This window comes from Vibrio sp. KUL80 (assembly GCF_059725495.1).
In genome coordinates, this window is record NZ_AP045842.1 from 178,208 (window position 1) to 190,941 (window position 12,734).

10 protein-coding genes are annotated in these 12,734 nt (G+C 45.6%); 6 read left to right on the plus strand and 4 right to left on the minus strand.

What is annotated here, in order from left to right; genetic code table 11:
• Positions 1-5: 5 nt before the first annotated feature.
• Entirely contained in the window at positions 6-1,331 is a 1,326-nt protein-coding gene (locus AC6I8U_RS17390; protein WP_498019673.1) for an anaerobic sulfatase maturase, read from the minus strand.
• Positions 1,332-1,546: 215 nt separating this feature from the next.
• Between AC6I8U_RS17390 and AC6I8U_RS17395 the strand changes: the two genes are divergently transcribed.
• The 6 genes from AC6I8U_RS17395 to AC6I8U_RS17420 all read left to right on the plus strand — a co-directional run bounded on the left by AC6I8U_RS17395 (position 1,547) and on the right by AC6I8U_RS17420 (position 8,812).
• A complete protein-coding gene (locus tag AC6I8U_RS17395) occupies positions 1,547-2,356 on the plus strand; it encodes a formylglycine-generating enzyme family protein (RefSeq protein WP_498019071.1) in 810 nt (269 codons plus the stop codon).
• Positions 2,357-2,478: 122 nt separating this feature from the next.
• Positions 2,479-4,125, plus strand: a complete 1,647-nt coding sequence (locus tag AC6I8U_RS17400; protein ID WP_498019674.1) for an alkaline phosphatase family protein — start codon at positions 2,479-2,481, stop codon at positions 4,123-4,125.
• A gap of 135 nt (positions 4,126-4,260) precedes the next feature.
• Positions 4,261-5,208, plus strand: coding sequence for a LysR family transcriptional regulator (locus AC6I8U_RS17405; protein WP_498019072.1), 948 nt, complete (start codon positions 4,261-4,263; stop codon positions 5,206-5,208).
• A gap of 445 nt (positions 5,209-5,653) precedes the next feature.
• Positions 5,654-7,120, plus strand: a complete 1,467-nt coding sequence (locus tag AC6I8U_RS17410) for a methyl-accepting chemotaxis protein (RefSeq protein ID WP_498019073.1) — start codon at positions 5,654-5,656, stop codon at positions 7,118-7,120.
• A gap of 108 nt (positions 7,121-7,228) precedes the next feature.
• On the plus strand, positions 7,229-8,392 hold the full coding sequence (locus tag AC6I8U_RS17415) for a porin (protein ID WP_498019074.1): 1,164 nt from the start codon (positions 7,229-7,231) through the stop codon (positions 8,390-8,392).
• A 9-nt stretch (positions 8,393-8,401) separates the two neighbouring features.
• A complete protein-coding gene (locus AC6I8U_RS17420) occupies positions 8,402-8,812 on the plus strand; it encodes a phosphate ABC transporter substrate-binding protein (protein ID WP_498019075.1) in 411 nt (136 codons plus the stop codon).
• A 121-nt stretch (positions 8,813-8,933) separates the two neighbouring features.
• Here the strand turns inward: AC6I8U_RS17420 and AC6I8U_RS17425 are convergent, their stop codons facing one another.
• The 3 genes from AC6I8U_RS17425 to AC6I8U_RS17435 all read right to left on the minus strand — a co-directional run bounded on the left by AC6I8U_RS17425 (position 8,934) and on the right by AC6I8U_RS17435 (position 12,732).
• Positions 8,934-10,370 (minus strand): IS1182 family transposase, encoded by a 1,437-nt coding sequence (locus AC6I8U_RS17425; RefSeq protein WP_498019076.1) that lies wholly within the window; start codon positions 10,368-10,370, stop codon positions 8,934-8,936.
• Positions 10,371-10,487: 117 nt separating this feature from the next.
• The gene (locus tag AC6I8U_RS17430) at positions 10,488-11,228 is read right to left on the minus strand and encodes a glutamine amidotransferase-related protein (RefSeq protein WP_498019077.1); all 741 of its coding nucleotides are present in this window, start codon (positions 11,226-11,228) and stop codon (positions 10,488-10,490) included.
• A gap of 7 nt (positions 11,229-11,235) precedes the next feature.
• Positions 11,236-12,732 carry a CoA-acylating methylmalonate-semialdehyde dehydrogenase gene (locus AC6I8U_RS17435; RefSeq protein ID WP_498019078.1) on the minus strand — a complete coding sequence of 499 codons (1,497 nt, stop codon included), beginning with the start codon at positions 12,730-12,732 and terminating at the stop codon, positions 11,236-11,238.
• Positions 12,733-12,734: the final 2 nt, after the last annotated feature.

A 12,734-nucleotide genomic window follows, 5' to 3' on the forward strand; every position in this document is an offset into this window, starting at 1 on the left:
AGCTCCTAGAATTTTGGATTAAAACCCGCGCCTTGCGCTGAGTTTGCCGTGCGAATCATTTGGTCACTGTACTTCCCATGAGCCACTCGATTTCCCGTCGCACGAAGTATGTAAGCTAACGCCCTGTCAGCGTGAGAGAAGAATTTCTTCCAACCTGCGCAAAGGTAGTTAAGCCCTGGCTCACCACTGCGCGTTTTAATAAATCGGTTCTTTGGACATTCACCATAACAAGCGAACTGATAGTCGCATTGTTGACATTGACTCGTTAGAGTGCGTGATTTAGCAAAACCAAACTCTTGTTGTCGCTTGCTGTACGCCATCTCTTCAAGGCTGTAAGTATCGATGTTACCGATTTTGTATTCTGGGTAGACGTAGTGGTCGCAGCTAAAGACGTCACCATTTGGCTCCATCGCTAAGCCCTTGCCGCATAGCGAGCCTAGAGTACAAAGTGGGTTCTTGCGCCCCATCCATCTTTCGACACTCGCCTCAAAATACTGAACAAAAACTTTGCCTATGTCCTTTTGCACCCATTCATCAAAAATAGCGATAAGAAAGTTGCCCCAGGCTTCGTCAGACACACACCAAGGTTCCATTATTGAGTTTGAGTTGCCTGGAATTAGACGCTTATCGCCTTGTCTCAACTGCTGGCTTGATGATCCTGTCTGCGGCGCATCGGTGCGAAACGTCTTTTGCTCCACAATGGGAATGAACTGCATTTGTGGTGAACGCACCTCATCACGAAGAAATCGATACACTTCTAGCGGGTTCTTACTGGTAAGATTGTTCACACAAGTTAACGTCGCAAAACTCACGTTGTGTTTATGCAGCAGTTCGACCGCTTTCATCACTTGTTTATGCGTACCGCGACCAGCGCGGTTGGTTCGATAGGCATCATGCAGCATTTGAGGACCGTCGATACTTAAGCCTACCAAGAAGTTATGCTCTGCCAAAAACGCGCACCATTTCTCATCAAGTAGCGTGCCATTGGTTTGGAGGTCATTCGAGATTTTCACACCGGAAGGCTGATACTTCGCCTGTAGCTCGACAATTTTCTTGAAGTAATCGAGACCAAGCATAGTCGGCTCGCCACCTTGCCAAGAGAAGATAATCTCAGGGGTGTTTTGTCCCTCAATATAATTTTTGATGTACTGCTCAAGCATCACTTCATCCATTTCTGGAGAGCAGCCTTTTTTGTACTCAAGTAGATCTTGTTTACTCAGATAATAGCAATAGTTGCAATCGATGTTGCACACAGCACCAATCGGCTTTGCCATAACATGCATTCGTTTAGATGGTCTTCCTTGAAACTGTGGTCCTTGTGATAGCTGCATAGGTGACGACGTATTAGAAGAAGTTGAGCTCGCAATAGACGAAGCTGACGATGTCGCATTAGCGCTCGAAACCATAGAAATAGACCTTTAATCGGATGAACAGACCCAGTTTATCCCATGTACAAAGCGTGCTTTGTTATAGTGCATATAACTAAATGGAAAGTGCTCTGCGGTTACTATTTACTCGACTTAATTCATTAATAAGAGCACAGAGCATGAACGATCATCTAGAGGAAAAGCAGGCATGGAACGCGACCAAATTTTTAGCCGTTATCGCCATTATCGCATTGCCTATTTTACTCTCAGGATGCGCGACTCAACCTAACCACCCTATCGCACTCAAAATAGACAACGATATGGTGCTCGTAGAAGGTGGTGAGTTCATCATGGGCTCAGACGATCCAACGGCCGCTAAATCAGAGCGCCCTGCCCATACAGTTAAACTCGACAGCTTCTACCTGTCTAAATTTGAAGTCACACAAGAGCTGTTTGAATCTGTGATGGGTTCATCGATGAGCTTCTTCCCCGATCCAAAGATTCCAGTGAACAACTTAAGCTGGCAGCAAGCCAACTACTTTGTTGAGAAGCTCAACGAGCTTACAGGCGAAAACTATCGCCTACCGACTGAGGCGGAATGGGAGTTCGCAGCCAAAGGTGGCAACCTATCCCAAGGCTTCACTTATGCAGGTTCAAACAATATTGATGACGTTGCTTGGTATGCTGGTAATGCAAACAACCAAGCTCACCCTGTGGGCCAAAAACAGCCCAACGAACTTGGTCTTTATGACATGACAGGCAATGTTGGCGAATTTGTCCAAGACGCCTTTGATGACGGCTTTTATAGACTCTCTCCAGTAGAAAATCCAAACAATGTCAAGCATTCAGATTCTGGGCTTTCCCACAAGTCTGTTCGAGGCGGCAGCTTCGCGTATGACGCTGATGAATCTGAAAATTTCCGTCGTGACTTTGCAAGCCAATCTATAATTATGTCGGACATGGGACTACGTCTTGCGAAGGACAAATAACACTAACTAACGATTTAATGTCATGGCAAGGATTCAATATGAAACAAAACTCGCGTCACAACACAACACCTCGACTTAGCACAAGCCTACTAGTGACAGCGTCACTAGTAGGCGCCGTTTTTATGGCGCCGCAGGCATTCGCTGAGCAGTCAAAGCCTAAACTCGTGGTACAAATTACCGTCGATGGGCTTCGAGCCGACCTTATTGAGCGTTATAAGCACAACTTCTCTGAGGGTGGGTTTCGCTACCTAATGGATGAAGGTGTCTACTACAAAAATGCGCACTATCAACACGCAAACACAGAGACGATTGTTGGGCACGTATCCCTAGCTACAGGTGCTCCGCCAGCGGTACACGGTATGGTCGGTAATGTATGGTTTGATCGCGGTCTTGATCGTCTTGTCTACAATGTTGAAGACCCTAACTACTCCATGCTAGCCACAGGGGCTGGCGTCGATAAATCGACTGAAATCGACCCAACCCAAAAGGCTGCGGCAGGTGATGGGCGCTCTCCAGAGCCAATTATGTCGACCACATTCAGTGACGAGCTGGTTATTTCAAATAATGGTCAATCGCGTGTGTTTTCTGTTTCGGTGAAAGACCGTGGGGCCATCTCATTGGCAGGTCACAGTGGTAAAGCATTTTGGTTTTCTAAGGCGCAATCTGAGTTTGTCACCAGTAATTACTATTACGACAGCAACCCAATGTGGGTAGACCGCTGGAACGAAAAAGCGATTCCTACTCGCTACTCGGGTCAGCGTTGGGAGCTGACTCTTCCTAAAGATGAGTATTCTCTGCAAGAGCGAGTACAAGATCAGAAAGTTGATTTAGGCGGGTTTGCCCGTACTTTCCCACACCCTTATGGTCCGGCATCCTACAAGTATTATTCAACCATGCTAACAGTCAGCCCTGCGGGTGATGAAATAACTGCGGATTTCGCTAAAACTCTTATGGCGCAAGAAAAGCTGGGGACTGGAGAGGCAACGGACTATCTCGCGATTAGCTTCTCTTCAAACGATTATGTTGTTCACTTGTACGGCGCATCGAGCCTTGAGACTGAAGACAACTTAATCAGGCTAGATAAAACGCTGGCCGACCTTTTCAAACACATCGACAACTCCGTTGGGCTTGATAATACCCTCATCGTATTATCTGCGGACCACGGCGTTCCAGAAGCAGCGCCAACTCTCAACACCCTTGGCTTCAGACAGCCATTTTACTTTAATAAGGACAACCTGCTTACAGAAACTCTAATGAGCAAACTCAAATCGCAGTTTGGTCTTAGTGAAGAAGTCATTAAGCTCTACGCCCAACCCTACATCTACCTAGATCACGAACTCATCGCTGAAAAGAAAGTGTCACTAAGTGATGTGCAAAAACTCATTGCTCAAGAAGTGATGAAGGTTGAAGGCGTTGCGGCGGCGGTCACGAGTGAGGATATTGCCAACAACCGCGTGGCAGATTCTCGCGTCAATCAGCTCATTAGAAACAATTACCACCCTCTACGCTCGGGCGACGTCTACATGGTGTTTGGACCACGAACCTATATAAATGATATGGACGGGCTTACCATTGCCTCTACACATGGTTCTCCATGGAGATACGACACTCATGTGCCAATTATCTTTGCAGGCAACAAGCTTGAAGCGAACACCGTGACAAGACCCGTTACACCTTACGATATCGCTCCGACATTATCTGGCTATTTAAACGTCAGTACACCGAGTGGTGCGACAGGTGACATGCTAGAGGAAGTCGTAAAACACTAAAGTTACAACTGGGCACTCGATACGCTAAGTCGATGTGCCCTCTTTCCTTATCCCTTACCATTAACTATTATGTAGACGAATCATTAAGTTAAGGCGCTATTACTACAAGGCGCTGTCTGCATAAGGCGTATATCCATGTCTATCACTTCTCAACTAAGACTATTTGTTGATGTCGTACAACAAGGCTCATTCGCCAAAGCTGCCTCGCTGAATAGCATGGACAACTCTTCCCTTTCCAAACAAATAAAGAAGTTGGAAGAAAGCTTGGGGGTGCAGTTACTTAACCGATCGACCCGTTCATTCTCGCTTACCTCAGCAGGAGAGGATATTCTGGCAGAGACGTATCAGTTAATTGATACGCTCGATAATATTCAAAACATCGCGGATTCCTATCAATCCGAGCCTAAAGGAATGATTCGCATTGTGTCGGCGGTCTTTCTTGGTCAGCAATATATACAACCTGTCATTACGAGATTCATGCGCAAGTACCCTAACGTTCAAATAGTCTTGCACCTAGATGACAAACGCACAGACATCATAGCCGACCACTATGACGTTGCCATTCGTATGGGCAAACTTAACGACTCAAACCTGATCGCTAAGAAAATTGCCAATACCAACTTTGCAGTCATCGCTTCTAACTCCTTTGTTGAAGAGCACGGCCGGCCTCTAACGCCAGAGGCACTGGTAAAACTACCTGCTGTGATCTACAACAACGGCAACGTCTGTTTAGATACCTTCAAAATGAGTCATGAGCCCAAAAGCAACGAGCTACGCTCATACAAAATGCAAGGGAATTACAAAGTGAGTGACGTAAGAACCTTAATGGGCGCGGTTCGTGATGGCATTGGCTATTCAGTTATTGATTTATTCAATTTAGAGAAGCCTATCGATGAACTAGGATTGGTTCCATTGTTAACTGACCATACGTTATCTACATTGAATACCGGTATTTATGCTATTTACCCTCATAGAAAACAAACACTTCTTGTCTCTGAGTTTATTAATGAGGTTAAAGAATACATTGGCGAACCGGCGATTTGGGAAAGCTTTGTACCCGACTATCAACTTATGTACAAATAATAGTTAACATGTATCATTCAATAAGAATAGTCTGACAAAATCACATCAAAAAGCCATCACTCAATAAAAACAATCAGTTATAACAAAACTCCTTTAAATGTCGCATTATCAATAACTTAAGACACAAACCCTTCGATAAAACTTCTAAATATCCGTCTAACTTTTGAGACATTCCATTTTTCCAATAGCTTTTTCTTACCGCATGAGAAATGTCATTTCTATTTTTCAACAATTAGATTTTCACCCCAATTTTTTCTGATAAATTACGCTCGATAAGAAAGGACTTTGTCAGAGAATAAATACCATGTTGTCTATAAATAATAAAATTGCTTTACTTGTAGCGCTTGCTGCGACCGGGGCGGTAAGTATATTTACCATTGGTAGTCAATCGCTTAAATCAAATACTACTCTAGTTTCAGAACTCAAGAATAGCTATTACCCTATTATGAGTTCTGCCACACTAAATAATGCCATTTTAAGTCAGCTGAGCGAGCGATTTAATCTATCAGTCACGCTTGGTGATTCTGAACTATTGCTGCTCAATAAAGAAACGTTTTCACAGTTAACAAAAAACTTCGACAAACAAAAGCAGCTTCAGCCTTCACTTGCTCAACCTATTAATAGTCTCCAAACGCTTGCGAAACAGTATTTCGATGCGTCTTACGATATCGCTTATCGCATGATTGAAGGCACTATTGATCTAAGCTCAGCTGCCGATCTTGCAGCAAAAAACACCCAGATTCTAGAGACGTTAACTGAACGTATGGCTCAGTTTGAACAACAACGTTCCGATGAGTTTGAATCTTTGGTTGTTACTCTAGAAAACGAAAACAATAGCGCTCGTAGCACCATGTTAACTATTGGCAGTGCTGCACTTATTCTTATTGCGTTGTTTGGTTTTGTTGTTGTTCACGGTATTCGTAAAGATCTTGCGAACATTAGCAGCAAGATGAAAGACATTGCCGAAGGCGACGGCGATCTAACAGTTCGTTTAGTGCACAACAAAAAGGATGAGCTCTCTGAACTAGCAGATTCATTCAACAACTTTGTGCAGCAGCTACAGATGAACATTAATGCAACGATCGAAAACGTAAATGGTCTGGGTGGCATCGCTTCTACCCTAGTTCAATCGTGCGAAGATTCAAACAAGCTCACCACTAAGCAGCATTTAGCAGTGGACGAAGCGACAGAATCGCTATCGCAAATGTTTGAGGGTGCGCGCCATATTGCAGTCAACGCGAACGACACAGTCTCATCTGTGCAAAGTGCAAGTGTTCAAGCTCAACTCGCGGAAGAGCAAGTCAATAGCACCATTCAATCTGTGCACAATCTTACGGAGGATGTTCGCGCCGCTTCAGAAGTGGTTCGCGAACTCGATACCAACGCACAAAGCGCTGGCTCCATTCTTGAATCTATCAGCTCTATCGCCGAACAGACTAACCTACTGGCTCTAAACGCAGCGATTGAAGCAGCGCGTGCTGGTGAACAAGGCCGAGGCTTTGCCGTAGTTGCTGATGAAGTGAGAACGCTGGCATCTCGCACTCAAACCTCGACGCAAGAAATCCAGCGCGTTCTGCTGCAACTTCAAGAACAGACTCGAACTGCAGCGAACATCATTGCCGAGAGTGCAGAAAAAGCAGAAGCCTGTGTGGAACAGTCCTTAGTGGCAGAGCAGTCACTAAAACAGATCACAGCAGATGTTCTAGACATTAATCAGCGCAACGAAAGCATCGCGAGTGCAACCGAAGAGCAAGAAGCCTCGTCTTCTCGTATTCAGGAAGTGATTGGCGATATTTCTTCTATGGCTCGCGAGACTTCAGATTCAGTCGCCCACGTGAACCAAGTCGCGCTCGAAATCAACACTATCACACATAACCTTAGCCAGCTCACCGGACGCTTTAAGGTTAACTAACCCTAATTTCAACAACTATTCAGTCTTCTCTTCCCAGCCCTTCATAGAGCATGGGCTAGAGAGGCTTTACCTAAAAAAAGAACAATATTTGTCTTTCTGGAGTTCATAATGAAAAAGACTTTGGTTGCTACTCTAGTTGCGCTTGCTTGCAGCGCAAATGCGGCAAGCTTGGATGACCTAAGAATCAGTGGTTTCGGCTCTGTCGGTATCGGCAAAGCGAACAATGATGCGGGATATGCGGAGTACACAAGCGAGCGTATCGATACTAAACAAGATACGATTGCTGGTATTCAGTTTGACTTCGATATTAACGATAAAGCGAAGTTCACCACTCAGCTAGTAGCGAATGGTCGCTACAACTTTGAGCCTTCAATCGAAGTTGCGTATCTTTCTTATCAGTTTGATGGCTTTACCGCTCGCGCAGGTAAAATGCGTACACCGCTATTCATGTACTCTGATTACCTAGATGTGGGTTACGCTTACCCTATGATTCGTCCTTCGCAAGAAGTGTACGAGCACATCATTATCAATAGCTACACTGGTGCGGATTTGTTGATCCCATTCTCTATTGGTGAAACGACGCTTCAAATCCAACCATTCGCTGGCGTATCTCAGGTTGAAGAGCGCGATTCGACTTGGGGTGAAGTGGACCTAAACAACACCTTTGGTTTGACTGCTCACTGGTATGTGGATGATTTCACGTTCCGTGGTTCTTATGTTCAAGCTAAAACTAGCTACGATGCACCTTCAGATCTAACAATGGGCAGCGTACCATCAATCTACGCTGTACCTTACGCGAACCACGTACTGGACGATAAAAAAGCGACATTTATTTCAGCTGGCGCACAGTACGACAACGGTAATTTACTCGCTGTAATAGAAGGTATGGATATGAAACTGGAAGGTCGCTTCTCTGACGTTCAAGCAATTTCAGGCTTAGTTGGATATCGTTTTGGGTCATGGACGCCATACCTAGCTTCAGGTTGGAATAAGACGACCGATAACGACGAGCGAGCTAATCCAACGGGTACTCTACCTGTTCAACTAGGTATCCACCAAGGTGAAATGGCGCTAAACAACTTTGAACGCCTATCATACTCTGTAGGTACTCGATGGGATTTTGCTAAGAACATCGCATTTAAAGCTGACGTTACTTACGTCGACTATAAAGGTACTTCAGGTGACTTACCTGGTAACGTTGATACGTCTACAGCAACTATCAAATACTCAGACTCATTCGTTTATTCAGCATCTATCGACTTTGTATTCTAAGGAGCCACTATGAAAAAAATCGCTACACTGGCTCTAGTAAGCCTAATGTCATTTGCAGCTAACGCAGGTTATGTGGTTATTGGTAATCCTGCGGGCGTCGATGCTATGTCTGATGCGGAAGTTAAGCAGCTGTTTTTGGGTAAGAAAACTCAGCTTGCGAATGGACAACCAGCAAAGATCATCGAGCTAAACGATGGTAACGCAGACCGTATCGCTTTCCATGCGGCGACAACTGGTCGCTCAGAAGCGCAACTACAATCTGCTTGGTCTCGTCTAGTGTTCACAGGTAAAGCCGAGGCACCTACTCAGGTGGCGGACTATACGGCCGTAATCAATGCGGTTGCAGCGGACGCTAACGCTATTGGGTATGTTGATGAAAGCACCGTCGATGGTTCAGTAAAAGTACTGATCAAATATTAACTGCACCACATACTAAAAAGGCAGGCTTTAAAGCCTGCCTTCAGACTGCTGACGAACCCCACTTTTCGAAGTGGGGTTCTCTTTTATGAGCGGCCGTAGGCCGCGATCGCGATATTTTTGGTCATGCCAAGTTTAGAAAAGCACAAGGCTTAATTTGGTATCTAGACGCCATAATTTGACGTATTTGGGACATATTTAGCCCTATTTTTCGTAAATAGCTCACCACCAACGCTATCTTCTTGATGTTTTGAGCGGCAGCAGCCAGCCAACACTGCATCTGCACTTTGGATAATCCACGGAAGCGGGCATAACGGTGACCATGGTGCTGCTTAGCGTCGGCGAAGCTCCGCTCTACCGTCTCACTTCTTCGTCTGTATGTCTTTTTTCCATAAGGTGAGAGCCGCATTTGGTTTGCTCTATCCACCGCGTCTGTATAGATGTGTCTTGTAATGACTTTCTTCATGTTTTTACTTTGCGTACAGTCATCTCGCATTGGGCAGAGAGCACACTCTTTCGGGTCGGAGTGATACTCACGATACGCATCTCTAGACGTTGTTTTATAGATGAGCTCTTGACCGTTAGGACAGCGGTAACTGTCTCGCTCTTTGCTGTAGATAAAGTGTTTTTTCTTGAATGCATTCTTTGTTCTGGACGGTCTGCGATAACCGAACACGCCCAAGATGTTTCGACGCTCTAATGACTCAGCGACTGGCGCAGTGAAGTAGCCCGCATCGAGTCCAACGGCGATTGGATTAAGGTTAAATTGCTTTAGGGTAGAGTCCAGACGCTTAACATAAGGTTGAGAGTCATTGATATTACCTGCAGTGACATGGGTATCTAAGATAATGCCATGCTGCCCATCCACTGTACGGTGGTCGAGATAGAAGAAGCCTTGAGGCTTATTATCTCGAGTCATGAAGCCACTTTCCGGGTCGGTCGTACTTGTTTTTGTATTCTTAGTTTTAGGCTCTGAGGCACGTGCTTTTAAAGGTTTCTTACCCTCTTTCTCTCGGTCTAGCGCGACATCTTCATCGAGCATATCAAGATAGGCACTGGCGCGAACCTTAGTCACTTTGTTCGTGTGCTTATTCTTATTGGCATTGGCTTTTAGGTGCGTGCTGTCAGTAAAGAGCTCCTGGCCAGCAACCAAGCCTTTCGCCATAGCCTGCTCCACGACATTGATAAAGATACGTTCAAACACATCGGTACCATTAAAGCGGCGAATACGGTTTTGGCTGAGTGTCGACGCATGGATAACTTTCTCTGTCAGTGACATACGCAAGAACCATCGATACGCGACATTGACTTCAATCTCTTTCACGAGTTGTCGCTCGCTTTTGATTCCGAAGAGATAGCCAAGCAGGATGATTTTAAACAGGCGCACAGGGTCAACAGGTGGGCGACCGTTGTCTTTACAGTAGAGGTGAGCGACTTCATCACGGATAAATTCGAAGTCGATGGCTTTATCTATTTTACGAACTAAATGATTCTGAGGAACGAGCTGTTCCATAGTGACCATTTCGAGTTCATATTGTTGAGGTGAAGGCTCTTGAAGCATATTGAGATATCCATATTTCGATACCTCTATTAGATCAAAGGTCTAGCCTGATGGCTAGACCTTTGTCAGCAATCTGAAGGCAGGCTTTAAAGCCTGCCTTTGTTTAATAGCAGTGACCTAGACGGCTTGTTGCAGTCGCTCTGAAGATCTACCTTGCTCCGCCATCACAAACAAATTGTCTACCCAGTGCAAGATTAGTGCAGAGTCCTGAGGCTGGTCTAAATCGACAAACGCCTGCTGATAATGCTGCGGCGTTATCAGATGCTTGCGTTTCTCAACCAACTTGAGAGTAAACGGCACACTAAATTCTGGGTGCCCTTGTACAGTGAACAAGTGATTATCTTTAACCAACATGAAGTTAGGGCAAAAATCATTACCTGCAATGACCTTGACACCTTTCGGTACTATGGTCACTTGGTCTTGGTGGCTCACTAACAAACGGGCGCTATCAACCGATAGGTTCATCCATTTCTTTTGAGCACGGACTTGCACCTCGTAGCTTCCAAGTCCCCATCCTTTTTCGGACTTTTGAACCTTTCCACCCAATGCTCTTGCAATCAGTTGGTGTCCAAAACAGATACCAACCAAAGGCTTTCTTTGCGCTTCACAGCGAACCACCCAGTCAATCAGCATCAGTATCCAAGGGTGGTCATCATAAGCATTATGAACACTGCCTGTGATGATGAAGCCGTGGCATTCGTCTAGCTTTGGCAACTCCCCTTTTGTCGCATCGTAGTTTTGAAACGTAAATGCATTGTTTACCTCATACAAAGAGGTTTCGATCATGTCCGCGTACTGACCATGATCATCTGACAAAGGAGGGTCAACATGACCGCAGGTTAATATCCCTATCTTCATTTATCACCTATTTCATTGTTGGCATAACGAACTCACTCTCACGCTGCCCTTTAGGCCAACGCGCAGTGATGGTCTTCATACGAGTATAAAAACGCACGCCGTCGTTGCCGTGCACATTCAGCGGTCCAAAGATGGAACGCTTCCAACCACCGAAGCTATGAAACGCCATCGGTACTGGAATAGGTACGTTCACACCGACCATACCGATTTGTACTTTTTCAGAGAAATCACGGGCCGTATCACCATCACGAGTAAAGATAGCCGTTCCGTTGCCAAACTCATGTTGATTAATGAGCTCAAGCGCCTCCTGATAGTCTTTAGCTCGAACCACTGAGAGAACAGGGCCAAAGATCTCTTCCTTATAGATGGTCATATCTGGCTTCACATCATCGAATAACGTACCACCAACAAAATAACCCGGAGCTCCCGTATCAATATCTCGACCATCAACCACTAAAGTAGCCCCTTGGTCGACACCGCTTTGGATATACTCTCTAACCTTATTCATATGTGGCTCACTGACTAGCGGTCCCATCTCATTCTCTGGCGACACACCTAAACCAGGACCAACACGTAGCGCCTCAACTTTCTCTTTTAACGCCGCAACCAACTTATCTGCTGCCTCGTCACCGACTGCGACCGCGACAGAAATTGCCATACAGCGCTCACCAGCAGCGCCATACGCCGCGCCCATAATCGCATTAGTTGCACCTTCCAGATCTGCATCAGGCATAACAACAAGATGATTTTTTGCGCCGCCCAAAGCTTGTACGCGTTTGCCATGAGCACTGCCTTTTGAGTAAATTGCCTCGGCTATTGGGGTTGAACCAACAAAGCTCACCGCCGCGACATCCGGTGCTTCTAGCAGTGCATCCACGACTTCTTTGTCACCTTGTACAACGTTGAACACACCATCAGGTAAACCAGCTTCTTTAAGTAGCTTCGCCAACATAAGCGACGCACTTGGATCTTTCTCGGAAGGTTTTAGAATAAAACTATTACCGCAAGCCAATGCGACAGGAATCATCCATAATGGCACCATGACAGGAAAGTTGAACGGCGTAATACCAACACACACGCCAACAGGCTGCATCATGGAATAGCTGTCAATTTCACGTCCTACGTTAAGGGAATGCTCGCCTTTTAACAGGTGTGGAATTCCGCATGCAAACTCAACCACCTCTAGACCACGGGTGAGTTCACCTAATGCGTCACTGTGCACTTTTCCGTGCTCTGTCGAGATCAGCGTTGCCAGTTCATCGGCGTTTTCTTCAAGCAGCGCTTTAAAGCGGAACATCACGCGAGCTCTCTGTAATGGTGGCGTCGCTTGCCAATCTACCTGAGCTTGTTTTGCGACCTCAACGGCATCGATTGCCTCTTGGGCACTAGATAGCTGAACCTGCCCCCTTAGCTCACCATTTGCTGGGTTAAAAAGGTCTGCACTGCGATTGCTGTTGCTCTCAACAATCTCTCCATTAATAAAGTTTGATACCAAAACTGACATAG

Excerpts from the sequence above, each read along its gene's own strand:
- AC6I8U_RS17400 (WP_498019674.1), top strand. The coding sequence starts at position 2,479 with ATGGCGCCGCAGGCATTCGCTGAGCAGTCAAAGCCTAAACTCGTGGTA.
- AC6I8U_RS17395 (WP_498019071.1), top strand. The coding sequence starts at position 1,547 with ATGAACGATCATCTAGAGGAAAAGCAGGCATGGAACGCGACCAAATTT.
- AC6I8U_RS17420 (WP_498019075.1), top strand. The coding sequence starts at position 8,402 with ATGAAAAAAATCGCTACACTGGCTCTAGTAAGCCTAATGTCATTTGCA.
- AC6I8U_RS17425 (WP_498019076.1), bottom strand. The coding sequence starts at position 10,370 with ATGCTTCAAGAGCCTTCACCTCAACAATATGAACTCGAAATGGTCACT.
- AC6I8U_RS17410 (WP_498019073.1), top strand. The coding sequence starts at position 5,654 with ATGAGTTCTGCCACACTAAATAATGCCATTTTAAGTCAGCTGAGCGAG.
- AC6I8U_RS17405 (WP_498019072.1), top strand. The coding sequence starts at position 4,261 with ATGTCTATCACTTCTCAACTAAGACTATTTGTTGATGTCGTACAACAA.
- AC6I8U_RS17430 (WP_498019077.1), bottom strand. The coding sequence starts at position 11,228 with ATGAAGATAGGGATATTAACCTGCGGTCATGTTGACCCTCCTTTGTCA.
- AC6I8U_RS17390 (WP_498019673.1), bottom strand. The coding sequence starts at position 1,331 with ATGCAGCTATCACAAGGACCACAGTTTCAAGGAAGACCATCTAAACGA.
- AC6I8U_RS17435 (WP_498019078.1), bottom strand. The coding sequence starts at position 12,732 with ATGTCAGTTTTGGTATCAAACTTTATTAATGGAGAGATTGTTGAGAGC.
- AC6I8U_RS17415 (WP_498019074.1), top strand. The coding sequence starts at position 7,229 with ATGAAAAAGACTTTGGTTGCTACTCTAGTTGCGCTTGCTTGCAGCGCA.